General features: G+C 67.7%; 26 protein-coding genes and 1 pseudogene. 17 read left to right on the plus strand and 10 right to left on the minus strand.

Features of this window, described 5'->3' with window-relative positions; genetic code table 11:
- Position 1: 1 nt before the first annotated feature.
- From CLG85_RS07670 to CLG85_RS07680, 3 genes are all read right to left on the minus strand, one after another.
- Complete coding sequence (locus CLG85_RS07670; RefSeq protein WP_095880929.1) at positions 2–1114, minus strand: microcin C ABC transporter permease YejB; 1113 nt, start codon at positions 1112–1114, stop codon at positions 2–4.
- A gap of 1 nt (position 1115) precedes the next feature.
- A complete protein-coding gene (locus CLG85_RS07675) occupies positions 1116–3095 on the minus strand; it encodes an extracellular solute-binding protein (protein WP_095880928.1) in 1980 nt (659 codons plus the stop codon).
- A gap of 313 nt (positions 3096–3408) precedes the next feature.
- On the minus strand, positions 3409–3918 hold the full coding sequence (locus CLG85_RS07680; RefSeq protein ID WP_095880927.1) for a c-type cytochrome: 510 nt from the start codon (positions 3916–3918) through the stop codon (positions 3409–3411).
- 144 nt (positions 3919–4062) lie between these two features.
- On the opposite strand from CLG85_RS07680, the gene CLG85_RS07685 reads away from it, so the two are divergent.
- Complete coding sequence (locus tag CLG85_RS07685; protein WP_095880926.1) at positions 4063–4896, plus strand: prephenate dehydratase; 834 nt, start codon at positions 4063–4065, stop codon at positions 4894–4896.
- 21 nt (positions 4897–4917) lie between these two features.
- On the plus strand, positions 4918–5424 hold the full coding sequence (locus tag CLG85_RS07690) for a hypothetical protein (protein ID WP_224843815.1): 507 nt from the start codon (positions 4918–4920) through the stop codon (positions 5422–5424).
- A gap of 79 nt (positions 5425–5503) precedes the next feature.
- Here CLG85_RS07690 and CLG85_RS07695 read toward each other — a convergent pair whose 3' ends face one another.
- Genes CLG85_RS07695 through CLG85_RS07705 form a run of 3 tightly spaced genes read right to left on the minus strand, consistent with a single transcriptional unit; the run spans position 5504 to position 8231 of the window.
- A complete protein-coding gene (locus tag CLG85_RS07695; protein ID WP_235865298.1) occupies positions 5504–6250 on the minus strand; it encodes a TadE/TadG family type IV pilus assembly protein in 747 nt (248 codons plus the stop codon).
- A gap of 11 nt (positions 6251–6261) precedes the next feature.
- Positions 6262–6798 (minus strand): TadE/TadG family type IV pilus assembly protein, encoded by a 537-nt coding sequence (locus CLG85_RS07700; protein ID WP_095880925.1) that lies wholly within the window; start codon positions 6796–6798, stop codon positions 6262–6264.
- Positions 6795–8231, minus strand: coding sequence for a TadE/TadG family type IV pilus assembly protein (locus tag CLG85_RS07705; RefSeq protein WP_095880924.1), 1437 nt, complete (start codon positions 8229–8231; stop codon positions 6795–6797). The genes CLG85_RS07700 and CLG85_RS07705 overlap by 4 nt, the downstream gene beginning before the upstream one ends.
- Positions 8232–8585: 354 nt before the next feature.
- Here CLG85_RS07705 and CLG85_RS07710 point away from each other — a divergent pair, with 354 nt between their 5' ends.
- Positions 8586–10022, plus strand: coding sequence for a Glu/Leu/Phe/Val family dehydrogenase (locus CLG85_RS07710; protein WP_260348664.1), 1437 nt, complete (start codon positions 8586–8588; stop codon positions 10020–10022).
- A 54-nt stretch (positions 10023–10076) separates the two neighbouring features.
- On the opposite strand, the gene ribD is transcribed toward CLG85_RS07710, so the two are convergent.
- The 4 genes from ribD to CLG85_RS07730 all read right to left on the minus strand — a co-directional run bounded on the left by ribD (position 10077) and on the right by CLG85_RS07730 (position 12590).
- On the minus strand, positions 10077–11165 hold the full coding sequence (gene ribD, locus CLG85_RS07715) for a bifunctional diaminohydroxyphosphoribosylaminopyrimidine deaminase/5-amino-6-(5-phosphoribosylamino)uracil reductase RibD (protein ID WP_260348665.1): 1089 nt from the start codon (positions 11163–11165) through the stop codon (positions 10077–10079).
- Between the two features lie 31 nt (positions 11166–11196).
- Positions 11197–11664 (minus strand): transcriptional regulator NrdR, encoded by a 468-nt coding sequence (gene nrdR, locus CLG85_RS07720; RefSeq protein WP_095882775.1) that lies wholly within the window; start codon positions 11662–11664, stop codon positions 11197–11199.
- A gap of 176 nt (positions 11665–11840) precedes the next feature.
- Entirely contained in the window at positions 11841–12260 is a 420-nt protein-coding gene (locus CLG85_RS07725; protein WP_095882776.1) for a secondary thiamine-phosphate synthase enzyme YjbQ, read from the minus strand.
- A gap of 33 nt (positions 12261–12293) precedes the next feature.
- Positions 12294–12590 (minus strand): hypothetical protein, encoded by a 297-nt coding sequence (locus CLG85_RS07730; protein ID WP_260348666.1) that lies wholly within the window; start codon positions 12588–12590, stop codon positions 12294–12296.
- Positions 12591–12802: 212 nt separating this feature from the next.
- Here CLG85_RS07730 and CLG85_RS07735 point away from each other — a divergent pair, with 212 nt between their 5' ends.
- From CLG85_RS07735 to CLG85_RS07800, 14 genes and pseudogenes are all read left to right on the plus strand, one after another.
- The gene (locus CLG85_RS07735) at positions 12803–13477 is read left to right on the plus strand and encodes an SDR family oxidoreductase (protein WP_095882778.1); all 675 of its coding nucleotides are present in this window, start codon (positions 12803–12805) and stop codon (positions 13475–13477) included.
- A 131-nt stretch (positions 13478–13608) separates the two neighbouring features.
- Positions 13609–17160: a transglutaminase family protein gene (locus CLG85_RS07740; protein ID WP_446323472.1), complete on the plus strand. Its 3552-nt coding sequence runs from the start codon at positions 13609–13611 to the stop codon at positions 17158–17160.
- Positions 17052–19432 (plus strand): annotated as a pseudogene (locus CLG85_RS07745) (circularly permuted type 2 ATP-grasp protein). Before CLG85_RS07740 ends, CLG85_RS07745 begins: the two are co-directional and overlap by 109 nt.
- A gap of 15 nt (positions 19433–19447) precedes the next feature.
- Entirely contained in the window at positions 19448–20326 is an 879-nt protein-coding gene (locus tag CLG85_RS07750) for a transglutaminase family protein (RefSeq protein WP_260348667.1), read from the plus strand.
- A gap of 84 nt (positions 20327–20410) precedes the next feature.
- Complete coding sequence (locus CLG85_RS07755) at positions 20411–21400, plus strand: beta/alpha barrel domain-containing protein (RefSeq protein ID WP_260348668.1); 990 nt, start codon at positions 20411–20413, stop codon at positions 21398–21400.
- A gap of 120 nt (positions 21401–21520) precedes the next feature.
- Positions 21521–22282, plus strand: coding sequence for a sulfite exporter TauE/SafE family protein (locus CLG85_RS07760; protein WP_224843789.1), 762 nt, complete (start codon positions 21521–21523; stop codon positions 22280–22282).
- Between the two features lie 182 nt (positions 22283–22464).
- Positions 22465–23358 carry a 2-dehydro-3-deoxygalactonokinase gene (locus CLG85_RS07765; protein ID WP_260348669.1) on the plus strand — a complete coding sequence of 298 codons (894 nt, stop codon included), beginning with the start codon at positions 22465–22467 and terminating at the stop codon, positions 23356–23358.
- Positions 23355–23975 carry a 2-dehydro-3-deoxy-6-phosphogalactonate aldolase gene (locus CLG85_RS07770; protein ID WP_095884311.1) on the plus strand — a complete coding sequence of 207 codons (621 nt, stop codon included), beginning with the start codon at positions 23355–23357 and terminating at the stop codon, positions 23973–23975. Before CLG85_RS07765 ends, CLG85_RS07770 begins: the two co-directional genes overlap by 4 nt.
- Positions 23976–24027: 52 nt before the next feature.
- The gene (gene tsaA / locus CLG85_RS07775; RefSeq protein WP_095884312.1) at positions 24028–24525 is read left to right on the plus strand and encodes a tRNA (N6-threonylcarbamoyladenosine(37)-N6)-methyltransferase TrmO; all 498 of its coding nucleotides are present in this window, start codon (positions 24028–24030) and stop codon (positions 24523–24525) included.
- Between the two features lie 211 nt (positions 24526–24736).
- Positions 24737–25534, plus strand: a complete 798-nt coding sequence (locus CLG85_RS07780) for an urease accessory protein UreD (protein WP_512699365.1) — start codon at positions 24737–24739, stop codon at positions 25532–25534.
- A 2-nt stretch (positions 25535–25536) separates the two neighbouring features.
- Complete coding sequence (locus tag CLG85_RS07785) at positions 25537–25839, plus strand: urease subunit gamma (protein ID WP_224843779.1); 303 nt, start codon at positions 25537–25539, stop codon at positions 25837–25839.
- A 59-nt stretch (positions 25840–25898) separates the two neighbouring features.
- On the plus strand, positions 25899–26066 hold the full coding sequence (locus tag CLG85_RS07790) for a hypothetical protein (protein WP_224843777.1): 168 nt from the start codon (positions 25899–25901) through the stop codon (positions 26064–26066).
- Complete coding sequence (locus tag CLG85_RS07795; protein WP_260348672.1) at positions 26063–26368, plus strand: urease subunit beta; 306 nt, start codon at positions 26063–26065, stop codon at positions 26366–26368. Before CLG85_RS07790 ends, CLG85_RS07795 begins: the two co-directional genes overlap by 4 nt.
- Positions 26369–26400: 32 nt before the next feature.
- Positions 26401–26730 carry an antifreeze protein gene (locus CLG85_RS07800; protein ID WP_095884250.1) on the plus strand — a complete coding sequence of 110 codons (330 nt, stop codon included), beginning with the start codon at positions 26401–26403 and terminating at the stop codon, positions 26728–26730.
- Positions 26731–26741 lie beyond the last annotated feature (11 nt).

A 26741-nucleotide genomic window follows, 5' to 3' on the forward strand; every position in this document is an offset into this window, starting at 1 on the left:
CTCAGCCCTCCCGCTTTTCGAAGTCGATCCGCGGATCGACCAGAACGTACATCATGTCCGAGATGATCCCGACGACGAGGCCGATGAGGCCGAAAATGAAAAGCGTGCCGAAGATCACCGGGTAATCGCGGGCCACTGCCGCCTCGAAGCCGAGCCGTCCGAGCCCGTCGAGCGAGAAGATCGTCTCGATGATCAGGCTGCCCGAGAAGAAGACGCCGATGAAGACCGCCGGGAAGCCGGCGATGACGATCAGCATGGCGTTGCGGAAAACGTGGCCATAGAGGACCTTGCTCTCGCTCAGCCCCTTGGCGCGGGCGGTCATCACGTAGTGCTTCTTGATCTCGTCGAGGAAGGAGTTCTTGGTCAGCAGCGTCAGCGTGGCGAAGGCCGAGATCGTCGAGGCGATCACCGGCAGGGCGATGTGCCAAAAGTAGTCGGCGATCTTCATCGGCCAGCTGAGGCTTGCCCAATTGTCCGAGGTCAGCCCGCGCAGCGGGAAGATCTGCCAGAACGAGCCGCCGGCAAAGAGCACCAGCAGCAGGATCGCGAAAAGGAATCCCGGAATGGCATAGGCGACGATGATCACCCCCGAGGTCCAGGTGTCGAAGGTGGAGCCGTCCTTGACCGCCTTGCGGATCCCGAGGGGGATCGAGACGATATAGGCGATGATCGTCGACCAGAGCCCGAGCGAGATCGACACAGGCATCTTTTCCAGCACCAGGTCGATCACCGAGATCGAGCGGAAGTAGCTCTCGCCGAAGTCGAGCCGCATGTAGTTCCACATCATCCCGAGGAAGCGCTCGAGGGGCGGTTTGTCGAAGCCGAACTCCTTCTCGAGGCTTTCGATGAACTCGGGCGGCAGGCCGCGGGCGCCGACGTATTTCTCGTTGCCGCCGCCGCCCATGCCGGCGCCGACAGTGTCCATCCCGGCACCGGGGGCATTGCCGCCGCCGCCGGAGAAGCCGCCGAAGACGTCTCCCTGGCCCTCGATCTGGGCGATGATCTGTTCGATGGGGCCGCCGGGCACGAACTGCACCAGCGCGAAGTTGATGATCATGATCCCCACCAGCGTGGGGATGATGAGCAGCAGTCTGCGGAGAATATAGGCTCCCATATTACTTCAGCACGCCGGCCTCTTTGAGGGCCTTCTCCTTGTCGGGGTTCACCCACCACAGGCTGAGGTAGCCCAGGTCGTAGGGCGGGATGGTCTCGGGATGTTCGTACATGTCGTAATAGGCGACCCAGTAATCTGCGATGTAACCGTCGGGGACGATGAAGAACTCGTAGCGCAGCGCGCGGTCGAGCGCCATCAGGGCAACGTCGGTTTCCGCCTGGCTGCTGGCCTCGAAGCTGGCCTTGATGATCGCATCCACCAGCGGGCTGGCCAGTCCGGCAGGGTTGAAGAGCGAGAATTCGGCCTCACGCGAGCCGTACATCTGGCTGAGCCCGCCGCCCGTCGACAGGAAGGCTCCGTAGCGGCTCGAGTAGATCATGTCGTAGTCGCGCTCGCGCTGGCGCAGCGTGTACTGCGAGGGGTCGACCTTCTCGTAGCTGGCATCGACACCGATGGCGCGCAGGTTCTGCACATAGGTCTCGTGCATCGACTCGACGCTGGCCTCGATGTTGGAGGGAATGATCATGTGCAGCTTGAGCGTCTCGCCCGCCTCGTTGCGCGCCAGCCCGTCGTCGCCCACGGTCCAGCCCGCCTCCTGCAGCAGCGCGCCCGCCTGGCGCCTTGTGCTGCGACTGATCAGCTCTTCTGGGTTGCTCTGGTGCATGGTCCAGACGTCGGTGCTGTAGAGATCCTCCGGCACCGCGTCGCCGAGCGATTTGAGGAACTCCAGCTCGGCGCCCTCGGGCAGGCCCTTGGCCTCGATCGGCGTGCCCTCGACGAAGGACGAGCGCGGGCTGTAAAGCCCGTAGCGCAGGCTCTCGTTGCTCCATTCGAAGTTGAAGGCGAGGGCGATCGCCTCGCGCACGCGCTTGTCCTTGAGCTGCGGCTTGGCAAGGTTGAAGACGAAGCCGGTCGGGTTGGGCGGGCTGCCGTCGGCGATCTCTTCCTTCTTCACCGTGCCCTGCTGGATGCGCGGGAAGTCGTAGGAGGTGGCCCAGAGCTTGGGATCGCTCTCGACCCGGAAGGTGTATTCGCCCGCCTTGAACGCTTCGAAAGACGCGGTCTGGTCGGAGAAATACTCGACCCGGATGGTGCCGTAGTTGTGCCGCCCCTTGTTGAAGGGAATGTCGCGGCCCCAGTAGTCGTCGCGCAGCTTGTAGACGATGCGGCGGTTCACCTCGTAGCTGTCGAGCTTGTAGGGGCCCGAGCCCACGGCCACCTCCATGCGCGGCTCGTCGAGACGGCGCTTCTCGGGGTCTTCCTCGAACCAGGCCTTCTTGAACACCGGCGTGGCGCCCACGGTCTCGATGCGCGAGCGCTTGGTGAGCTCGGTGTTGAAGGTGAATTTCACCGTGTGTTCATCCAGTGCCTCGGCCCCGGTCACCATCTCGCCGACGGCGGCGGCATAGGAGGGCAGGCCCTGGGTGATGAAGAGCTTGTGCGAATAGACCACGTCGTCGGCGGTCACCGGCGTGCCGTCCCAGAAGGTCGCCTCGGGGCGAATGTGGAAGATCACCCAGGACTTGTCCTCGGGATATTCGAGGCTCTCGGCGAGGATGCCGTAGTACTGGCCGACGGAATCCTCGGTGCTTTCGATCAGGCTGTCGTATTGCAGCGTGGTCAGCGCCCCGGCGCGGCCCTTGCGCGAATAGGGGTTCATGCTGTCGAAGGTGCCCGAGGCCCCGAGCACGATCTCTCCGCCCTTCGGTGCGTCGGGGTTGGCGAAATCGAAGTGGTCGTAATCGGCGGGGTAGTCGAGCTCGCCGAAATAGGAATAGCCATGCGAGGTGATGATCTTCTGATCCGTCGCCTCGGCGCTCGTCTTGGCCGTGTCGGCGGCGGCGGGGCTGGCGTCCTGGGCCCAGCCGGCCTGGGCGGCGAGGGCGATCCCCAGCGCGGTCAGCGCGCCGAGAAGGGGGCGAAAGGCAATCGGATCGAGGCTGCGAATGGCGGCCGCGGCAGGGCGCGTCGTCCGGATCATGTGGTCTCCCCTCTGGTTGTCGGCTTGAGCTCTGCCGTTTCATGTAAGCTAAGGTCCGGTCGCGACGACATTCAAGCCGAACTTGCTGGAGTTTGCGTGAGCGCCCGCGATTTCGGCGCGAGGGCGCCTGCGCGGGCAGGCTGCTCCGCCTGCCGTGCGGCCCGGCTTTCTTCTAGGTCCAAATATCCCGGGGGAGGCCGCGCAGCGGCCGGGGGCGGAGCCCCCATCTGCCCGCAGCCCAAAGAAAAAGGCCACGGCGCGGATCCGTGGCCTTTGTAAACATGCTGCCGGGGTGATCCGGCTGCGCCGGCGATCAGCCGCCCAGCGAGTCCAGGTAGGCGATCAGGTTCACGCGGTCCTCGGGCTTTTTCAGGCCGGCGAAGGACATCGCGGTTCCGGGCGCCACGCCCTTGGGATTCTCGAGGAAGTGGAAGAGGTTCTCGGGGGTCCAGACATCGCCGACCTGCTCGAGCGCGCCGGTGTAGGAGAAGCCGTCCACCGCGTCGATGTTGCGCCCGACGACGCCATCGAGATGCGGGCCGGTAGCGTTGGTGCCGTCGACCTTGTGGCAGGCGCGGCACTTGCCGAAGACCTTCTCGCCCTTGCCGGCATCGGCCGAGCCCATGAGCGTGGCAAAGTCGACCGTCTGCTCTTCGCCGCTGCCGCCGGCATCGGCAACCTCGATCACGTAGGAGGCCGTTTCCTCGCCATGGCTGCCGCCGACATGGTAGAGCCCTTCGCCGACCCAGCTGCCCAGGAGGTAGATCAGGAAGGCGCCGCAGACGCCGCCCACCACTTTGGTCAAGGTCATGGTATCAAACATGTGTCGCGTGTCCTCCCCAGGTCGGGCGTCGAAAGATAACCGTCGATCAGTGGTCTACGGCTTCCCTTGGCGTCTGGCAAGGTATACTAGCCGCGACCAAATGCCCACAAGCTGCAAGTGTTTCCAAAACGACGCGAGACTGACATGACCAACCGCATTGCCTTCCAGGGAGAGCTTGGCGCCTATTCGCACCAGGCCTGCCGCGACGCCCGTCCGGACATGGAGGCACTGCCGTGCCGCACCTTTGAAGACGCGATCGAAGCGGTGCGCAGCGGCGAGGCGGATCTGGCCATGCTGCCGGTCGAGAACTCGACCTATGGGCGCGTCGCCGACATCCACTCGCTGCTGCCGCACTCGGGTCTGAACATCGTCGGCGAGGCCTTCGTCCGGGTGCACATCAACCTGCTGGCGCTGCCGGGCGTGCCGCTCGAGAAGATCGAGAAGGCGATGACCCACACCGTGCTGCTGGGCCAGTGCCGCAAGTTCCTCTCCGAGCATGGCATCGCCCGGCTGACCGGCGCGGATACCGCCGGCTCGGCGCGGCAGGTGGCCGAGATGGGCAAGCCCGAGATCGCCGCACTGGCCTCGGAGCTGGCAGGCGAGATCTACGGCCTCGACGTGCTGGCGCGGCACATCGAGGACCAGGGCAACAACACCACCCGCTTCCTCGTCATGTCGCCGCAGGCGAATCACGAGCGCCGCGGCGATCACGGCATGATGACCACCTTCGTATTCCAGGTGCGCAACATCCCCGCCGCGCTCTACAAGGCGATGGGCGGCTTCGCCACCAACGGCATCAACATGACCAAGCTGGAAAGCTACATGGTCGGCGGCTCCTTCACCGCGACGCAGTTCTACGCCGACATCGAGGGCCATCCCGAGGATCCGGCGGTCAAGCGGGCGCTGGAGGAACTCGACTACTTCACCGAATACCTTGAAATCCTCGGGGTCTACCCGCGCGATCCGCGCCGCGACTGATCCGGGGCAGGGGGAGGACCCATGCAAGACAAGATGGACGACAAGATCCTGGCGCGCGCCTCGGCCACCGGGCCGCGGCGGGTGATCGGCGTCGGCACGATGGGCGGGCTCGGCCTGCTGCTGCTCTGGCTGGCGGTGACGCAGCCGCCGGCAAACCCGCTCTGGCTGGTGTTCCTGATCGTGCTCGGCGTGGCGGCGCTCTGGGTGGCGCAGCTCATGTGGCGCGTGACCTCGCGCGAGCTGCTGCTCACCGACGAGGCACTGAGCGACAGCTCGGGCGCGGTGATCGCCCGCATCGCCGACGTGGTGAAGGTGGATCGCGGCGCCTTTGCGCTCAAGCCCTCGAACGGTTTTGCGCTGACCCTGAAGGCGCCGGGCAAGCGCGCCTGGTACCCGGGGCTCTGGTGGCGCACCGGGCGGCGGGTTGCCGTGGGCGGGGTGACTGCCGCGCGCGACACCAAGCCGATGGCCGACATCATCTCGGTGCTGATCATGCGCCGCGAGGGCGAGCTGCCGCCAGAGATGTGATCCCGGCGCGACCGCAAAAGCAGAAAGGCCGCAGCTGGTGCTGCGGCCTTTTGCGTAGAGCGGTGGGCGCGGGCCGGGATCAGCTGTCCCAGCTCGGCTCGTTGTTGTAGCTGCCGTCGGTGTTGTCGCAGTCGGTGGCGTTCTCGGCGTTGTTGTTGCACAGCGAGTTGCCCGCGGCATCCTGGTCGCCGTTGCCCCAGCCGTTGTTGCCGCTCTTGTTGTTGTACAGGAGCTGCGGCGCATAGCGCGGCTGGGTGAAGCTGTAGGCCTCGATCGGGAAGGCGGCGAGACCGACGTGGAACAGCGGGTAGTAGTCGTCCCAGGTCTCGACCAGGATCACCTGTGCGGCGTCGGCGAGGACCGGCAGGCGGTTGGTCATGCCGGTGAGGTCGCTGTCGGTCAGCGGGTCGGGATCGCCGCGCACGACGGACCATTCCACCGAGTATTTGTCCTTCTTCTCGGAGTAGCTGACCACGGTGATCCGCAGGTCGGTCTGATAGAGGTCGCCCTCGGCGAAGCCGGCGTTCTGACTTTCCTCGTCGTAGACCGCATCGCCGGTTCGGGTGAACAGCTTCAGCAGCCTGTAGGCGTTGTCGATGTAGGTGTCGTCGATCTCGTCGGTTTCACGCGAAAGCGCATCGCCAATCACGTAGTTGGCCTTTTGGTTCACCGAGGCTTCGCGGAAGACGTCGAAATAAACCCAGCAGGCCGCGAAGATCACCACCAGCACCGGCAAGGTGATCATCGCCTCTATCGTCACGTTGCCGCGGGTGTCGCGGGCAAATCGGGCCAGATGAGAGGCAAGGGGATTCTTTTTGGTCATCATGTCCTCACTCCTCACAGCGGTTCATGTACGAAGGCCGAGGTGGCCACCAACGCGGTGTAGCCCTCGTCGTCCGTGTACATCGACGAGGCCAGCGCCCCGGCGGGCGAGATCGGGCGGTACTTGAAGCAGGCGCGCAGCAGCATGGTCTCATGCTCGCCACCGTTGACGAAATTGCGCATCGGCGTGACCGTGAGGTTGGTGTCGACGCAATCCGCTGCGGTCGACGGCGCAACCCAGTCGCGCATGTCGAGGCCGACCATCTCGAGCTGCAGCGTCTCGACGCAGCTGCCGAGGATCGGTGCCCGCTCGCAGATCATCTCCTTGAGCGAGCCCGCAGTATAAAGCGTCCCCGTGCCGAGCTTGACCTCGCGCACCGTCTCGTCGAGCGCGCGGTCCAGCGCGGTCTGGCGCATGGTTGCAAAGCCGGATTCGACACTGGCGATGAGCAGGCCCACGAAGACCGGCGTCCAGAGCGCGAAGGGGATGATGGCCGAGCCGTTTTCGTCACGGCCGAAACGCCGCAGGGCGGATTTCACAGAGCCGATCATTGGGTCAGCCTCAGCTGGTTGAGGGTTTGCGCGATGGTGGAGAAGGCTTCGCTGATCTCGGTGCCCTCGACGCGGAAGAAGTGCGAGGGCGAGGAAGCACAGTTCTGCATCACCTCGGCACCGTGATCCTCGACCTCGAAGCCGATGGCCCAGATGATGATCCCCTTGGCCTTGGCCGCGGAGCAGACGTTGTTCAGCAGCGAGTCACCGATGCTGGCGTTGTACTTCTGGTAGTAGAACGAGCTCTGCCTCGAGCGATCGACGTATTTCGCGAGGTAGTAGTTCAGGTTGTAGGTGTTCCACTGCGCGATTTCCGAAGGCGTGTCGTAGTGGCTGCTGCTGATCCGGAACGAGTTCTGGTTCTCGCCGTCGGTCATCAGCACCACGGTCTTCAACACGTCTGTGTCGTCGTAAGCGACCGGCCGGCCCTCGAAGACCGAGTCGACCTCGCCGTCGGAAATCAGCCCGCTGGTGATGTGCTGGGTCGAGGGGTCGAGCAGCGCGGCGCCCCATTTCATCCCTAGGAAGATCGAGGTGCCGGCGCGCGGCGTCAGCTTCTTGATCTGCGACTTGAGCGCGGTGGCGTCCTGGCTGAACGCGGTGATCCGCTCGTAATCGTAACGCGGGCAGACGGTGTCGGTCAGCGTGTTCTTGCCCGAGGAATAGTTCCACTGGAAGTGCTGCATCTGATCGTAGCTGATCGACGTGTCGAGCGCTGCCGAGGCAAAGGTCGAATTCGGGAACTCGAGGCAATGCGAGTAGCCGTGTTTCCAGTTCACCGGCAGGTAGCTCAGGATCGCCGGGCCGGCGTTGACCTGCTCGGAGTAGGGCACCAGCGAGATCGAGACCAGATCGTCACTCCCGCTGGTCAGCAGCGTGTCGATGAACTCGCCCGCGGCGGTCTTGAGGTTGTCCATCTTGCTGTTGTTGGCCATCGAGCCGGAGATATCGACGACAAGCGAGACTTCGACCTTGTTGAACCGTTCCGTGGCCTGGGCGTGCCCCGAGGCCGTGGTCGTGTCGATACCCAGCAGGCCGAGGAAGTTCGACGGCGCCTCGACGAAGCCGTCGGCAGTCACGATCCGGTAGTTGAGGCCCTCGTCCACATCGGACGAGACCAGCGCATCGCCGAGTCCCATCTTCGCCATGTAATCGGCGACGACGTCCTCGGGGTCGAGAATTTGATCAAGGTCCGCCGCGGCAAGCACCGCGCGGTCCAAAGTGTTCTGTACCTTTGTGCGATTCAGCTCGGTGAACACCATGTCCACACCAATTCCGCCAAACGCCATCATCACCAACGAGGACACAAGCGCGAAGTAGGACATGCTGCCCCCTTCGTCACGGAGAAAGGCATCGCTGCCGCGCATCAGCGCCGTCAGCGAGACCCTGCCCCGGGCGCGAAATGCGCGCCAGCAAGCAGTCTGCTTTTCCATGATATAAGATACCCTTTTCCCGACCACTGCTAACGCAAGGCCTTCAAGACTCACCACACTACGAGGGAAACTATCGGCATCTTTAGTGGCTAAAATGCGGCTTATATCGCGGCGAAATTGGGATTTACGGCCCCGGGCCGGGGACAATACCAAGGACTCCCAAGAGGCCGGTTCCGGAGTCGGAACAATGCGTTGCCCGGCGGTTAGCAAACGGTTTCGCCGAGACGGGTTTTCGGTCAGAAAGGAGGGGCCGCCGTCTCTTGCTCCTCCGGACTGTCCGGCGCCGCGGCAGAAGACGGCTATCCGTGCCTCGGCGCGGACCGGCAAGCGTGCGTTCGGTCAGGAGGAGAACCAATGAACGTCTTACCATCCAACGAGCCGACATTCCGCCAGAGCGTCGACCTGATGTTCAACCGCGCCGTGGCGCTGATGGATCTGCCGCCGGGGCTGGAGGAGAAGATCCGCGTCTGCAACGCCACCTACACCGTACGCTTCGGGGTGCGGCTGCGCGGCAAGATCGAGACCTTCACCGGCTACCGCTCGGTGCATTCCGAGCACATGGAGCCGGTCAAGGGCGGCATCCGCTACGCCGCCGCGGTGAACCAGGACGAGGTCGAGGCGCTGGCCGCGCTGATGACCTACAAATGCGCGCTGGTCGAGGCGCCCTTCGGCGGTTCAAAGGGCGGGCTGCGGATCGATCCCACGCAATACGAGGAGCATGAGCTCGAACTGATCACCCGGCGCTTCGCCTACGAGCTGTGCAAGCGCGACCTGATCAATCCCAGCCAGAACGTGCCCGCGCCCGACATGGGCACCGGCGAGCGCGAGATGGCCTGGATCGCCGATCAATACGCGCGGATGAACACCACCGACATCAACGCGCGCGCCTGCGTCACTGGCAAGCCGCTCAACGCCGGAGGCATCGCCGGGCGGGTCGAGGCGACAGGGCGCGGCGTGCAATACGCCCTGCGCGAGTTCTTCCGTCACCCCGAGGATGTGGCGCAGGCCGGGCTCTCGGGCGGGCTCGCGGGCAAGCGGGTGATCGTGCAGGGTCTCGGCAACGTCGGCTACCATGCCGCGCGCTTCCTGTCCGAGGAGGACGGGGCGATCATCACCGGCATCATCGAGCGCGACGGCGCGCTTCACGATCCCGAGGGGCTGAACGTCGAGGCGGTGAAGGATTGGATGACCCGCCACGGCGGGCTGGTGGACTATCCCGACGCCACCCACACCCGCGACGGCGGGGCGGTGCTGACCGAGGAATGCGACATCCTCATCCCCGCCGCGCTCGAGGGGGTGATCAACCTTACCAACGCCCACAAGGTGCAGGCCAGGTTGATCATCGAGGCCGCCAACGGGCCGATCACCGCGGGCGCGGACGACATCCTGCGCAGCCGCGGCACGGTGGTCATTCCCGACCTCTTCGCCAACGCCGGTGGGGTCACCGTCTCTTACTTCGAGTGGGTGAAGAACCTCAGCCACATACGCTTCGGACGGATGCAGCGCCGACAGGAAGAGGCGCGGCACCAACTGGTGGTGGACGAGCTCGAGCGACTCGACATCGCCATGGGGGATGCGTGGACGCTCGATCCGGCGTTCAAGGCGCGTTACCTGCGCGGCGCGGACGAGCTGGAACTGGTGCGCTCGGGGCTCGATGACACGATGCGCACCGCCTACCAGTCGATGCGCGAGATCTGGCACGGGCGCGATGACGTCACCGATCTGCGCACCGCCGGGTTCATCGTCGCCATCGACCGGGTGGCGAAAAGCTACAAGGCCAAGGGTCTCTGACCGCTGGGGCAGGGGTGTGGGGCGGCCGTGCCCCTTGCCGCACCGGGGCCGCGCCTAGCGCAGCCAGCGGTGCATCACGTCATTGCCGAGCGCGCGCGTCTCCACCAACCGGAAACGAGGCGCCTCGGCCAGCGCGTCGACGCCCATGGCGCCGACACCGGGCCGGCCCTCGGCGCCAAGCGCGAGGCCGGCGGTGAAGCCGACAAGCTCGTCGACGAGATCGGCGGCGAGCAAGGAGGCGGCGAGCTGACCGCCGCCCTCGCAGAACACCCGCGTCAGTCCCTGCGCGCCGAGCGCCGAGAGCAGCGCTCCCGGATCGAGGCGCCCCGCGGTGACGCGGCTCTGGATCAGGGTCGCGCCGCAGCTCTTCCAGGCGCGTCGGGTCTCGGCGGCGGCATCGGAGCCATGCACAATCCACACCGGCACATCGCGCGCGGTCGAGGCCAGCCGGCTCATCAGCGGCACGTCGATCAGCCGCGAGGCGATCACCCGTATCGGCTGGTGCACCTCGCCCCAGCCCCGCACGGTGAGCTCCGGGTCATCGGCCCGCGCGGTCCCCGCGCCGACCATCACCGCGTCATGCGAGGCGCGCAGCCCATGCACGGCACGGCGCGCCTCGGGGCCGGTGATCCACCTGCTTTCGCCGGTGGCGGTGGCGATGCGCCCGTCGAAGCTGCTCGCCAGCTTCAGCGTCACCCAGGGGCGACCCTCCTCGGTCTTCAGGAAAAAGCCCGCATGATCGTGCATCGCCTCCTCGGCGAGCACGCCGGTGGTGACCTCGATGCCTGCCTTGCGCAGCATCTCGAAGCCCTGGCCCGAGACGCGCGGGTCGCTGTCGGCGATCGGCGCCACGACCCGCGCCACACCCGCCTTGATCAGCGCCGAGGCGCAGGGCGGGGTCTTGCCGGTGTGGGCGCAGGGCTCGAGCGTGACATAGGCGGTGGCGCCGCGGGCCTGCGGGCCGGCATCTGCCAGCGCCACGACCTCGGCATGGGGGCGGCCGCCGGGTTGGGTCCAGCCGCGGCCGACGATCCGGCCTTCCTTGACCAGCACGCAGCCCACGGCGGGGTTGGGCCAGCACTTGCCCATGCCCCGGCGCCCGAGGCGCAGGGCGTGGGCCATGTGGCGGGCATCCTCGGTCACGCGGACATGCTCCCTTCTTGCCGGTTCGGGCTCACTTCTCGGCGTGGGTCCCCGGGCGCAGCTCGCTCACGAACTTGTCGAAATCGTCGGCTGCCTGGAAGTTCTTGTAGACGCTGGCAAAGCGCACGTAGGCCACCGTGTCGATACGGGCGAGCGTCTCCATGACGATCTCACCGATCTGTTTCGACTGGATGTCGGTCTCGCCAAGGCTCTCTAGCCGCCGCACGATGCCCGAGATCATCTGGTCCACGCGCTCCGGCTCGATCGGGCGTTTCTGCAGCGCGATGCGGATCGAACGCTCGAGCTTGTCGCGGTCGAAATCCTCGCGCCGTCCGCTGGTCTTGATCACCACGAGGTCGCGCAGTTGCACCCGCTCGTAGGTGGTGAACCGGCCGCCACAGGCGGGGCAAAAACGCCGACGACGGATCGAGACATGGTCCTCTGCCGGGCGTGAATCCTTGACCTGGGTGTCGATATTTCCACAAAACGGGCAGCGCATGCCTTCCCCCAATCACTTCGTTCCAACGTGGGCATGAGGTTATCCCCCATTTATCCACAGCCACTATAGGGGAGCGCCCAGAAATTGGGTAGAGGTCAAATCGCCCCGCAAGATGAAGGGCGTAGAAATTCCCGCGGACGGACAGAAAACGCTGTGAAAACGGCCTTGCCCGCGGTTCAGGCGCCGAGATGGGCCAAAATCTCGCGCCGGTGCGGCGCGCTGCGGTGCTCGAAAAGATAGATGCCCTGCCAGGTGCCGAGCCCAAGCTTTCCACCGGTGACCGGAACGGAGAGCGAGACCGGCAGCAGTGCCGCCTTGATATGCGCGGGCATGTCGTCCGGCCCCTCGTAGGTATGGGTGAGATAGCGCATCGAGGGATCGCTGCTCGGCGGCACCAGCCGGTGGAAGAACTCGGTCAGGTCGCTGCGCACCTCGGGATCGGCGTTCTCCTGAATGAGCAGCGAGGCCGAGGTGTGGCGGATGAAGAGCGTCAGCAAACCGTCCCCGGCACCCGACCCGCCGACCCACCGCGCCACGTCACGGGTGACCTCGTAGAGGCCAGGGCCCCGCGTCTCGATGGTGAAGAGGGTCTGCATCCGTGCGTCCGCCTTGCTCGCTGATCAAGAGCCTCAGGCGTAGCAAGCGGGGCGCGGGAGTGCCAGTGCCGAGCGCCTCAGACCGTGGAGACCACGCAGCGCACCTGCGGCAGATCCTCGGACGATTGGAAGAAGAGGGGGGGTGCCGTCGTCGGTTACGGCGGGCATGGAGGCGACCTGTTGCAGCGTCTCGCGGCACTCTGCCAGTTCGTGCGGCGCGACCTCGATCTCGATGACCGTGGCGGCGCCCGGGCTCAGCGCCTCGGTCGCGGCATAGGCGGCGACGGCGGTGCAGGTGGCGGCGGCAGTGAGCAGTGCGAGGCGTTTCATCAAGGGTCTCCCTTACTGGTCAGCAAGTACTGGTCGGCAAGAAAACGCCGGTGCGTCGAAAATCGTTCCATATCCGCCGGGTGAGGGCTGATCGGCCCGCGCCGAGGCGCTGTTTCATGGGCGCCGGGGCGCTGCGCCCTATGTTCGAGCGCAGCCGCGCCGGGCCGCCGGCGCTCCGAGTTTCACGGCAATACCCTTCGAGAGGATTAATCATGACCCGCAAGACGCTCTTCATCACCGGCGCCTCCTCGGGCATCGGCGCGCAGACCGCCCGTGCCGCGGTCGAGCGTGGCTGGAACGTCGGCCTCTTCGCCCGATCCGAGGACAAGATCGCCGAGCTGGAAAAGGAGCTCGGGGATTATGCGCTGGCGCTGCCGGGGGACGCGACTTCGCTGCAGGAGCAGGAGGCGGCGATGGCGAAGCTGGCGGCCCACTTCGGCGACGTGAACGCCGCCTTCGCCAATGCCGGCACGGGGCTGGCGCAATCGGGCACACGCAAGGGCGATCCGGCGGAATGGGAGGCGCTGGTGCGGCTCAACATCCTCGGGGTGCTCTGGACCGCGAAAGCGGCCTCGGCCTATTTCGTCAAGAACCGGGGCCACCTTGTGCTGACCGGCTCGGCGGCGGGGCGGACGACCATCAAGGGCTCGGTCTACGGTGCCTCGAAATGGTTCGTGCACGGCTACGGCGGCAACCTCGCCGAGGAGTTCCGCGAGTGGGGCGCCCGGGTCACCGTGATCGCTCCGGGCATGGTGGACACGCCCTTCTTCGACGAGGCCAAGCCGGACAAGCTGAAACCCGAGGACATCGCGCGCTCGGTCATGTTCGCGCTGGAGGCCGACCCGCGCGCCAACGTCCGCGAGGTCTTCGTCATGCCGGTGAACTGAGGTCCCGCGCCGCGCCGCCTGCGGAACGGGCGGCGCGGCAACGCGTGCTGCCGCGAGGTCACGCAAGGCTTTACAAGCGCAGGCCAAGTCGCTCAGGTGTGGGAGGTTTCCCCCAGTCGCGGACCTGATGAATGGCGATTACGGCAAGTATCTACCACCTGACGCATTACAAGTACGACCGCCCGGTGTCGCTTGGGCCGCAGATCATCCGGCTGAGACCCGCGCCGCATTCGCGCACGCGGGTGATCTCGCATTCGCTGAAGATCTCGCCCGAGGGGCATTTCGTCAATCACCAGCAGGATCCCTATGGCAACTGGCTGGCGCGCTTCGTCTTTCCCGAGCCGGTGACCGAGTTCAAGATCGAGGTCGACCTCGTCGCCGACATGACGGTCTACAACCCGTTCGACTTCTTCGTGGACGAAAGCGCCGAGGCGTTTCCCTTCGAGTACTCGCAGGACTTCTCCGAGGATCTGTCGATCTACCGCACCCCCGAGCAGGCCGGTCCGAGGCTGCAGGCCTATCTCGACACCATCGAGAAGAGCGCGCCGCGTACGGTGGATTTTCTCGTCGGGCTGAACGCGCGGCTCGAGAGGGATATCGGCTACATCGTCCGCATGGAGCCCGGCGTGCAGACCCCCGAGGAGACGCTGCAACTGGCCAAGGGTTCCTGCCGCGACACCTCGTGGCTCTTGGTACAGATCCTGCGCCACCTCGGTTTCGCGGCGCGCTTCGTGTCGGGCTATCTCATCCAGCTCAAGCCCGACCTCGTCTCGCTCGACGGGCCGGCGGGCACGGATCACGATTTCACCGACCTGCATGCGTGGTGCGAAGTCTACATCCCCGGCGCCGGCTGGATCGGGCTCGATCCGACCTCGGGGCTGCTGACCGGCGAGAGCCACATCCCGCTCGCCGCCACACCGCATTACCGCAACGCCGCGCCGATAGTCGGCGGCTACTCCGCGCCGCCAGACACGCAGACCGAGTTTGCCTTCGACATGCAGGTGCGCCGCGTCGCCGAGCACCCGCGCATCACCAAGCCGTTCTCGGACGAGGAATGGGAGGCGCTCGACGCGCTCGGCCATCAGGTCGATGCCGAGATCGCGGCACAGGACATGCGGCTGACCATGGGCGGCGAGCCCACCTTTGTCTCGATCGACGATTTCGAGAGCGCCGAGTGGAACACCGCCGCCGTCGGCCCGCAGAAGCGCGCGCTTGCCGACCAGCTGATCCGCCGGTTGCGGACGCGCTTCGCGCCGGGTGGTTTCCTGCACTACGGGCAGGGCAAGTGGTACCCCGGCGAGACGCTGCCGCGCTGGACCTTCTCGCTCTACTGGCGGCGCGACGGCAAGCCGGTGTGGAAGAACCCCGATCTGGTGGCGAAGGAAACCGCCAAGGGCGCCGATGCCGCGCAGGCCGATGCCTTCCTGACCAAATTCGCCGAGACGCTGGGTCTGGATGGCGGCTACGTGCACCCGGCCTTCGAGGATCCGGCGGAATGGATCCTCAAGGAAGCCGACCTGCCGATGAACGTGACGCCGGAGGATTCCAAGCTCAAGGACCCCGAGACCCGCGCCCGCATCGCCCGCGTCTTCACCCGCGGGCTCGACGAGGCGGCGGGCTTCATCCTGCCGCTGCAGCGCTTGCAGTCCAAGGCGACAGGGCCGAAGTGGCGTTCGGAACATTGGAAGACCCGGCGCGGGCACCTGTTCCTCATTCCCGGCGACAGCCCCGTCGGCTTCCGCCTGCCGCTCGGCGCGTTGCCCTATGTGCCGCCTTCGGCCTACCCCTATGTCTATCCGACCGACCCCAGCGTGCCGCAGACAGCGCTGCCGGACTTCCACGCGCTGCAGCAGGAGCGCCGCGCGCGCCTGATGGAGGAGTTGGAGCGCATCGCGACCGAGGAACGCGAGGCCATGGCCGCGCTGCCCGAGGTCACGCCGGGCCACGACCAGCCTGTGAGCGAAGCGCGTGATGCCGGGCGCAGGCAGCGCATCATGGAGCAGGGCGTCGATCCGGCGGGAGGCGCGGTGCGCACCGCCATCGCCATCGAGCCGCGCGACGGGCGGCTCTGCCTCTTCATGCCGCCGGTGGAGTCGCTCGAGGATTACCTCGACCTGCTCGCCGCCGCCGAGACCACCGCCGAGGAGCTGGGCCTGCCAATCCACATCGAGGGCTACACCCCGCCGCATGACGCCCGGCTCAACGTGATCCGCGTCGCGCCCGATCCGGGAGTTATCGAGGTCAACGTCCACCCGGCGCACAGCTGGGAAGACTGCAAGGCGATCACCAACGGCGTCTACGAGGAAGCCCGGCAATGCCGCCTCGGCGCCGACAAGTTCATGATCGACGGGAAGCACACTGGCACCGGCGGCGGCAACCACGTGGTGGTGGGCGGCGAAACAACGCATGATAGCCCCTTCCTGCGCCGTCCTGACCTGATGCGCTCGATGATCCTGCACTGGCTGCGGCACCCTTCGCTCAGCTACCTGTTCTCGGGTCTCTTCATCGGCCCGACCTCGCAGGCCCCGAGGATCGACGAGGCGCGGCACGACAGCCTCTACGAGCTGGAAATCGCGCTGGCGCATTTCCCGGCGCCGGGGCAGGGCGAGCCGCCGCTGCCGTGGCTGACCGACCGGCTGCTGCGCAACATGCTGATCGACGTCACCGGCAACACCCATCGGGCCGAGATCTGCATCGACAAGCTCTATTCGCCCGACGGGCCGACCGGGCGGCTCGGCCTCGTCGAGTTCCGCGGTTTCGAGATGCCGCCCGACGCCAAGATGAGCCTTGCCCAGCAGGTGCTGATCCGGGCGCTGTTGGCGCGGTTCTGGAAATCCCCCATCCAGGGCAAGCCCGTGCGCTGGGGCACCACGCTGCACGACCGCTTCATGCTGCCGCATTTCGTCTGGCAGGATTTCCTCGACGTGCTTCGCGACCTCGGCGATCACGGCTTCACCTTCCGCCCCGAGTGGTACGAGGCGCAGCGCGAGTTCCGCTTCCCCTTCGCCGGCGAGGTCGACTACGACGGCGTCCACCTCGAGCTGCGGCAGGCGCTCGAGCCCTGGCACGTGCTGGGCGAGCGCGGCGCGATCGGCGGCACGGTGCGTTACACCGACAGCTCGGTCGAGCGCATGCAGGTGCAACTGACCGCCACCGAGCCGGGGCGCTACATCGTCGCCTGCAATGGCCGCGCCGTGCCGATGGCCGAGACCGGTGCCTCCGGCGTCAGGGTCGGGGGGGGTGCGCTTCAAGGCCTGGCAACCCGCCGAGGCGCTGCATCCGACGCTGCCCGTGAATGCGCCGCTGACCTTCGACATCTTCGACACATGGACCGGCCGAGCCTTGGGCGGCTGCCGGTATCACGTGGCGCATCCGGGCGGGCGCAACTACGACACCTTCCCGGTCAACACCAACGAGGCCGACGCGCGCCGGCTTGCCCGCTTCGAGAAACTCGGGCACACCCCGGGCAGCTACTGGCCCGCGCCCGAGACACCGCATCCGGAGTTCCCGATGACGCTCGACCTGCGCCGCCTGCCGGGGATCTGATGCCTTGGAGGCGGAGACGACACGCCCGCTGCCGGAGACGGTGGCCAAGTTCCTGCAAGGCTACAGCCCGCCACCGGGCGTGGCCGACGAGCTCTTGCGCCCCGATGGCAGCCTCCGCCCCGCCTGGCGGCCTCTGATCCGCCACCTCGCGGCGCAGAGCGCCGAGACCCGCGCCCGCGCCTTTGCCCGGGGCGACCAGTATCTGCACGACACCGGGGTCTATTTCCGCCAGCACACCGGCGAGGGCTCGACCGAGCGCAGCTGGCCGCTGAGCCATGTGCCGGTGGTGATCTCGGGCCGCGAATGGGCCAAGCTCTCGGAGGGTATCGTGCAGCGCGCCGAGCTGCTCGAGCGGGTCATGGCCGATCTCTACGGGCCGGGCGATCTGGTGAAGCAGGGCTACCTGCCCGCAGACCTGGTGGCGCGCAACCCCGAGTGGCTGCGGCCCATCGTCGGCGTGCAGCCGCGCTCGGGGCATTTCCTGCATTTCCTCGCCTTCGAGATCGGCCGCTCGCCGGACGGCTCGTGGCTGGTGCTGGGCGATCGCACGCAGGCCCCCTCCGGCTCGGGCTTCGCGCTGGAGAACCGCATTGCGACGGGGCGGGTGTTCCACGACCTCTTCCCCAAGGCCAATGTCGAGCGGCTGGCGGGCTTTTTCCGCAGCTTCCGCGACGCGCTGATCGGGCTGCGCGCCGAGGATGGCAGCCGGGTCGCGATCCTCACCCCGGGCCAGCACACCGACACCTATTATGAGCACGCCTACATCGCCCGCTACCTCGGCTTCATGCTGCTGGAATGCGAGGATCTGGCGGTGCGGAGCGGTCAGCTCAAGGTGCGCACCGTGGCCGGGGACGAGCCCGTGTCGGTGCTTTGGCGCCGCCTCGACTCGCGCTTCGCCGACCCGCTGGAGCTGGATGAAAGCTCGGCCCTCGGCACGCCGGGCATGGTCTCGGCGTTGCGCGCGGGGGCGATCACCATGGTCAACTGCCTCGGCTCCGGCGCGCTGGAGTCGCGGGCGCTCATGGCCTTCCTGCCGCGCATCTGCGAGGCGCTGACCGGCGAGTCGCTGAAGCTGCCGAACATCGCCACATGGTGGTGCGGCCAGCCCTCGGAGCGCGCCTACGTGCGCGACAACCTGCACCGCATGCTGATCGGCCCGGCGCAATCGACCAAGCTGCCCTTCGACATCGACGCCGGCACCGCGCTCGGTGGGCGGTTCCGGGGCTCGGCGCATGGCTCGGTGACCGACTGGCTCGAGCGCGAGGGCGACACGCTGGTGGGCCAGGAGGCGGTGACGCTCTCGACCACCCCCGCCATGGTCGGAGACCGGCTGGTGCCGCGCCCCATGGTGGTCCGGGTCTTTGCCGCGCGCACGCCGCAGGGCTGGACGGTGATGCCCGGTGGCTATGCCCGCATCGGTCGCAGCGGCGATCCCACGGCGCTGGCGATGCAGGCGGGCGGCTCGGTGGCCGACGTCTGGATCACCTCGGAGGCGCCGGTCGCCAGCGAGACGCTCGCGCGCGCGACAAGGGGCCTTTCCTGCGCCGCCAGCCGGGGCTGCTGCCGGCGCGGGCGGCGGACAACCTCTTCTGGCTCGGGCGCTATGTCGAGCGGGCCGAGAACGGTGTGCGGCAGATCCGCGCCTACCACCTGCGTCTCGAGGATTACGGCCCCGATGCGCTGCCGCTGGTGGAAAGCCTCGCCCGCTTTCTCGCGGGCTACGGGCTCGATCCGTCCGAAGAGCCGGTGCCGCCCGGCCTTCTGCAGCTCTTCGACGTCTCGCGCGGCTGCGCGGCCAAGGTGCGCGACCGCTTCTCCACCGATGGCTGGAGCGCGCTTTCCGATCTTGCCGCCACGGCCCGCGAGGTCTCCGAGGGCTGCCACCCCGGCGACGATGCCGCCCGGGCCATGAGTCTCTTGCTGCGCCGCATCGCCGGCTTCTCGGGCCTCGTGCACGAGAACATGTTCCGCTTTCTCGGTTGGCGTTTCCTGACCGTCGGCCGGGCGCTGGAGCGGGCCGACCAGATGGCCGCCTTCCTTGCCGCCTTCACCGACCGGGCCACCCCGACAGGCGGGCTCGACCTGGCGGTCGAGGTCGGCGACAGCGCCATGACCCACCGCCGCCGCTACTCGGTCGAGACCTCGCGCGAGACGGTGATCGACCTTCTGGCGCTCGACGCGGGCAACCCGCGCTCGCTGCTCTTCCAGCTCGACGTGCTGATGGCCGAGGAGGCGCGGCTGCGCCCGGCGGGCAGCAGTGGCCTGCCCGAGGCCGGGCGGCGCATCCTGCTGCTGCGCACCGCGCTCGCCGTCGCCGCCCCCGAAGAGATCACCCCCGCCCGCCTGCGCGGCTTCCGCGCCGACCTCGCGGCGATCTCCCATGCGCTCACCGCGCAATACCTGAGCTGACCGCGGAGCCGCCCCATGTCCCAGCTCTACGACATCTCGCTGCGGATCACCTATGAATACGTCCATCCCGCCGGGGCCAGCCGCACGCTCCTGCGCATGCTGCCGCGCGCCCTGCCGGGGCAGGAGCTGCTGTCGGGGGCGGTGAGCGCCGATCCTGCCCCGACCTGGCGCCGCGACGGGATAGATTTCTTTGGCAATCCCACCTGCGAGATGGCCCATGACATGCCGCTGAGCGAGATCGCCTTCGCCTTCTCGGGCCGGGTGCGCAAGGCGCGGCCCGTGGCCGGGCTCGACCTCTCGGGCGGGCTCGGCACGCTGGCGCAGGAGCTTGCCGCAGTGCGCAGCATCGGGCCCGAAAGCCCGCATCACTTCCTCGGTGCCTCGCCGCGGCTTCCCGCCGCGCCCGAGATCGCCGCCTTCGCGCGGGACACCCTGCGCCCCGCCATGTCGGTGCGCGCGGCCATCGAGGCGATCAGCCACCGGCTCCATGCCGAGTTCGCCTTCGATCCCGAGGCCACCGAGGTCACCACCACGGCGATCGAGGCCTTCCGCGCCCGCCGCGGCGTCTGCCAGGACATCTCCCACGTGATGATCACCGCGCTGCGCAGCCTCGGCATCCCGGCGGGCTACGTCTCGGGGTTCCTGCGTACCCTGCCGCCCGAGGGCCAGCCGCGGCTCGAGGGGGCCGACGCCATGCACGCCTGGGTTCGCGCCTGGTGCGGGGCCGAGCTGGGCTGGGTCGAGGTTGACCCCACCAACGACATGTTCGCCGGCGCCGATCACGTCACCGTCGCCTATGGGCGCGACTATTCCGATGTGGCCCCGACCCGGGGCTCGCTGCGCTCGGAGGGCGGCCATGTGACGACGCATCAGGTGGACGTCGTTCCCGTCTGAGACTCTGATAGAGCCCGCGCCGCCGTTGACGTTTGCTCAACCTCTTCGGCGCATGCTGCCGCGAGGGGCGCGAAGGGGCAGGCGATGCGGCGGATCGACGAGAAACTGGCGAAGATCGCGCAGGGGCGCTACGGGCCGCGCGATTTCATCCTGACCTTCTGCAAGGATGCCGATCTCCTGTGCGGCTGTTCCGCCGCCGGTCGCGATGAAAACGGCCGGCTGCGCAACGCGCCGGCCTACCGCGCCGACATGCGCCGGGTGATCGAAAGCGATTTGGCCGACATCGTGCTCAGTTCCCTGTCCAACGCCGAGGTCTTCAGCGAGGAGGGGATCTACGCCCGCTCCAATGTCACCCCCGCCGTGCGCCTGACCGACAACACCGATATCTGGCTGGTGCGCGGCGGGCGCTACGCGCAATTCCCGGCCATGCCCTTCCGCAGCTCGCGGCTGGAAAACGTCCGCCCGGTGGCCAACCTCGGCCTCTACGCGCTCGGCTTCTACAACGACATCGACATCGATCATGCCACGCTGCGGGCCTATGCCGAGTTCCGCCAGGTCGCCGCCTCGGTGGGGCTGCGCCACTTCCTGCGCGTCGCCGACCCGCCGATCCCCGTCGACACCGGCACCGAGGAATATGGCGCCTATCGCAACGACGTGCTGACCCGCAGCCTCGCCGGGGTCGCCAGCAAGGAGCGCCCGCTCTTCGTCGAGGTCGGCTACCATGGTCCCCGCGCGATGGAGGAACTGGCCGACTGGGATCCTACGCGGGTCATCTTCGGACTCACCGGCTGCAAGCAGGGAACCACCCGCGACTGCCTCGAACGGCTGGCGCAGGGCGAGCGCTACGGCGCGCGCACCGCCAGCTTCAGCCGGCTGGACTTCCCCTGCGAGGAGCCGGTGCTGATGATGCGTGCCATGCGCCGCGTGGTGCGCGAGGGCATGAGCTCGCGCGAGGCGGTGCAGGCCTATCACGCCGACCTCGAGGTTGCGGGGCTGCCACCGATCCGGCCCCTGCAGGAGGACATGGAGCTGACCGTGCCCCTGCTCAGCCGCAACCACAGCCGCGCCGCCTGAGCGCCGCCCGGACGCGATCCGTTCCGGTTCGCGGCCTCGATCTCATACCGCCGCAGCGCTTTCCGCTTTCCCCTCCCGCCGGCTTTCTCCAGAAGGGGGCACGGCAGGAAAGGGTGCGTCATGGAAGATGGGAGCGGGTTCTGGATCGCGGCGGCTCTGGCGACCTTCTGCGTCGGCGCCTCGAAGGGCGGCATGCCGGTGATCGCCATGCTGGGCGTGCCGATGCTGGCGCTCTTCATCTCTCCCGCCGCTGCCGCCGGGCTGCTCCTGCCCATGTACATCCTGTCGGATGTCTACGCGATCTGGCTGTTCCGCCGCAATTTCTCGCCCCGCAACCTCAAGATCCTGATCCCCGCCGCCGCCGTCGGCATCCTGCTGGCCTTCTTCTGCATCTCGCGGGTGCCGCCCGAGATCGGCAAGCTGATCGTCGCGCTGGTCGGGCTCTACTACCTCGGTGACACGCTGCGCAAATGGCTGGTGCGGGACCATGCGGCGCGGCCCGCCGACGTGCCGCGCGGGCTGTTCTGGGGCGCGCTCTCGGGTTTCACCAGCTACATCTCCCACGCCGGCGGCCCGCCGTTCCAGGCCTACACCCTGCCGCAGATGATGCCCAAGATGACTTATGTGGGCACCCAGGCCATCGTCTTCGCCTGCATCAACTGGATGAAACTGCCGCCCTACATCGTCGCCGGGCAGGTGACATGGGACAGCCTGCAGCGCATGGCCATGCTCGCGCCCGTGGCGCTCTTCGGCGCTTGGTCCGGCCAGCGGCTGGTGCGCTGGCTGCCCGAGCGGCTCTTCTTCGGCGTGGTGCGCGCGGCACTGGGCCTGCTCAGCCTGCGCCTTCTCTGGGAGGTCGCCCGCGCTTGGGGCTGGCTCTGACCGGGCACTATCCCGGCTTCTTCTAGGCGCAAATATCCCGGGGGAGCCGCGCGCAGCGCGGCGGGGGCAGAGCCCCTTTCTGAAAACGCCGCAACACGCGGAGCGCCGAATCCTGCGGGCTCCCGCGCTTGCACGCCGCAGGGGCGGGCGGTAACACCGAAGCTGCAATTCACGGAGGGCGCATGGCCAAAGCTGACTGGATCGCGGTGGACTGGGGCACGTCGAACTTGCGCCTTTGGCGTATGGCGGCGGATGGCACGGTGCTGGACCGCGCCGAGAGCGACGCTGGCATGGGCCGCCTTTCGCCCGAGGACTTCGAGCCGACCCTGCTGGGGCTGCTGCCCGACCTCGACGCCGAGACACCGGTGATCATCTGCGGCATGGCCGGGGCCCGGCAGGGCTGGGCCGAGGCGCCCTACGTCAAGACCCCCTGCGCCCCGCCCGGGCTCGCCGAGGCGATCACCGTGCCGACGCGCGACCCGCGCCTCGAGGTGCGCATCCTGCCCGGTGTGGCGCAGGACCGCCCCGCCGACGTGATGCGCGGCGAGGAGACGCAGGTCTCGGGCTTCCTTGCGCTCAACCCGCGCTTCGACGGGGTGATCTGCCTGCCCGGCACGCACAGCAAGTGGGTGCATGTGAGCGCCGGCGAGATCGTCTCCTTCCGCAGCTTCATGACCGGCGAGATCTTCGAGCTGCTGAGCCGGAAGTCGGTGCTGCGGCACGGGCTTGGTGGCGGCTGGGACGACGCCAGTTTTGCCGAGGGCGTGGATCAGGCCATGGGCCGTCCCGCCGCGTTCGCCGCCGAGCTCTTTACCCTGCGCGCCGAGGGGCTGCTGCATGGGTTGACCCCGGAGAAGGCCACCGCGCGGCTCTCGGGCCTGCTGATCGGCATGGAGCTGGCGGCGGCGAAACCCTACTGGCTGGGACAGAGCGTGGCGCTGCTCGGGGCCTCGAAGCTGGTGTCGCACTACCGCAGCGCGCTCGAGACGCTGGCGGTGCCGGTGGTGATCGCCGACGCCGAACGCATGACGCTGGAAGGGCTGAAGGCGGCCCGCAAGACGGAGAAGACCGAATGACCCGCGAGATCATCGCCATCCTGCGCGGCCTCACCCCCGAGGAGGCGCCCGCCGTCACCGAGGCGCTGATCGGCGCCGGCATCACCAAGATCGAGGTGCCGCTGAACTCGCCGCGCCCTTTCGATTCCATTGCCAAGATGGTGCAGGGCTTCGGCACCGATGCGATCATCGGCGCGGGCACGGTGCTCGCCCCCGAGGAGGTGCTGCGCCTGCAGCAGATCGGTGCACGCATGGTGGTCTCGCCCGACATGAACCAGCGGGTGATCATGGCCACGAAGAAAGCTGGAATGCTCAGCTACCCCGGCGTGCTGACCCCGACCGAGGCCTTCACCGCACTGCGCACCGGCGCCGACGGGCTGAAGTTCTTCCCCGCCTCGCTGGTCGGACCCGAGGGCGTGAAGGCAATGAAGGCGGTGTTGCCCGAGGGCACGGCGACCTATGCGGTGGGTGGCGTGAGCGCGGGCAACATGGGCGCGTGGCTGGCGGCGGGCGTCACCGGCTTCGGCATTGGTACCTGGCTCTACAAGCCGGGCCGCAGCCTCGAAGAGGTGACCTCCCGGGCCCGCGAGGTGGTCGCCGCCTATGACGTCGCGGCGGAAACGGAACTGGCGGGCTGAGCCTCGGCGCGCTACCTTTCCCGCCACAGGGGGCAAGGGAAGGGCGCGCGCCATGAGCCGAACCGAGGCTGACCAGACCACGCAACCGGGTGACGACGTGATCCGCCCCGGTGAGACCGCGCTCGAGCTGTCCCCCGCGCAGGACGCGCAGCTGCGCTTCATCGGCTGCATCCGGACCCCCTTTGCCACCCGGCGCGATTGTCCCCGGCAGGGCGATCTCGATGGTCCGGAGTGCCGCATCGAAATCGACCCCGAGTGGGCACCCGCGCTCGAGGGCATCGAGCGGGCCGAGCGAATTCAGGTGCTCTACTGGCTCGACCGCGCCCGGCGTGACCTGCTCACCCAGAGTCCGCACGGTGGTGGCACGCGCGGCACCTTCGCGCTGCGCTCGCCGGTGCGGCCCAACCCGATCGGAATTTCCTCGGTCCGGCTGGTCCGGCGCGAGGGCGCGGTGCTGGTGGTCCAGGGCCTTGATTGCGTTGATGGCACCCCGCTTCTGGACCTCAAGCCGGACCTTTGCGAGCACCGTGGACGCCCCAAGGATGGCTGATTCACTATCGTCTAAACTTTGTGCAACTACGAGATTCTTGCCGCGTCTCTGTGCGTCTAGCTTGCGCGCTGCGGGCGAGATCCTGTCTCGCGCCGCCCCGCTTCTTGTCGTCCGCCGCGCCCTGGCAGAGGGTCCGCGAGGCAAGCGGAGGACAGGCCCATTCCCTATGACCAGCCCCAGATGAGCGCGCCGGCGGCCTCCCGGGGGGGCGATCGCCGCACAGCGTGCGCGCGGGCGTGCCCGGCTGGCTGCGCGGCGGCGCGGAACGGCGAGCGTCATCGGTGATCTGCACATGTCCGGCAGCTCCAAGCTGCTGTTTCCGCGCGGTTTGGACGCGCTTCAGGCGGTCTATCTCAACAGCTCGGGCGGGGTGACCGGGGGCGATGCCTTCGACATCGCCGCTACCGCGCGCGAGGGCGCGCATCTGGCGATCACCACGCAGGCTGCCGATCGGGTCTATCGCGCGCTGCCCGGCGAGACCGGGCGGGTGGAGACCCGGCTGGTGCTGGAGGAGGGCGCAAGGCTCGACTGGCTGCCGCAGGAGACGATCCTCTTCGACGGTGCGGCGCTCGACCGGAGGCTCTCGGTCGAGATGGCCGGGGACGCGCGGCTGCTGCTCTGCGAGCCGCTGATCTTCGGCCGCGCGGCGATGGGCGAGAGCATCACCGACCTGCGCCACGCCGACCGCATCGACATCACCCGGGCCGGGCGGCTGGTCTGGTCCGACCGGCTGCGTCTTGTCGGCGATGCCGCCGCCTGCCTTGCCGATCCGGCCATCGCCGAGGGCGCGCGCGCCATGGCAACCGTCGTGCTCGCAGCGCCCGGCGCGGCGGCGCAGGTCGCGGCGCTGCGCGGGATGCTGCCCGAAACGGGCGGCGTCTCGGCGCTCGATCCCGACCTTCTCGTGCTGCGCCTGCTCGCCATTGACGGGTTCGAACTGCGCCGTCACCTTTGCCCCGTACTGCGGCGCCTTTCGGGCGCCGAACTCCCAAGACCCTGGATGATCTGACCATGCAACTGACCCCCCGCGAAAAGGACAAGCTTCTGGTGGCCATGGCCGCCGAGGTGGCCCGCAAGCGCCTCGCGCGCGGCGTGAAGCTGAACTACCCCGAGGCCGTGGCGCTGATCACCGACGCGGTGGTCGAGGGTGCCCGCGACGGCCGCTCCGTTGCCGAGATGATGGAAGCGGGCGCGCAGGTCATCACCGCCGAGCAATGCATGGAGGGGATCCCCGAGATGGTGCACGAGGTGCAGGTCGAGGCCACCTTCCCGGACGGAACCAAGCTGGTGACCGTGCATAATCCCATTCGGTAAAGCCGGGTTCTCCGGAACCTCCGGGGCGAAGAGACACTTTAGAGACCACAGGTGAGACGATGAAATACCTCCTTCCGATCATGGCCCTGCCGCTCGCGACCCCGGCTTTCGCGCATTCCGGCGCGCATCTGCACCCGCATGGCGCCGAGACCTGGCTGACCGTCGTGGCGGTGCTGGGCGTCGCGGCCTACGCCGGCTGGCGCATGTACGGCGGCGGCCGCAAATGATCCCGGGCGAGGTCATCCCCGCCCCGGGCGATCTGGTGCTCAACGCGGACCGCGAGGCGATCACCCTGATGGTCGCCAACACCGGTGACCGCCCGGTGCAGGTCGGCTCGCACTACCATTTCGCCGAGACCAACCCGGCGCTCGACTTCGACCGCGCCGCGGCGCGCGGGCTGCGGCTCGACATCGCGGCGGGCACCGCCGTGCGCTTCGAGCCCGGCCAGCGCCGCGAGGTGCAGCTCATCCCCTTCTCGGGGGAACGCAAGATCTACGGCTTCAACCAGAAGGTCATGGGGGCACTCTGAGGTCTCCGCTTCCAGCGAAAGGGACGGCAAGCATGTTCGAAGCATTCACGGCACTGACAGGCAGCATGATGCGGCTGGGTTTCTTGGGCGCCGAGGCGCAGAGCGTGGTCGCCCTGCGGATGCTGGGCTTCGCCGGCATGTGGTCCGTCCCCTCGTCCGAGGCTTACAGGATGACCGCCGAGAAGGGACCCGCCTTCATGCAGGCCTGGTGGCAGGCGAGCACGGCGATGATGCGCGGCGCGCCGGCGCCGGTGGTGATCAACGCCTTTTCCCGGCCGCTGGAAGTGAAAGCCCGCCGCAACCGCAAGCGGCTGAGTCGGCGCGGGCCGCAGTTCCGCCCCGGCCAGCGCTCGGGCTGGTAGGCGCGGTCAGG

The organism is Alloyangia mangrovi, assembly GCF_002300555.2.
Lineage (GTDB): Bacteria > Pseudomonadota > Alphaproteobacteria > Rhodobacterales > Rhodobacteraceae > Salipiger > Salipiger mangrovi.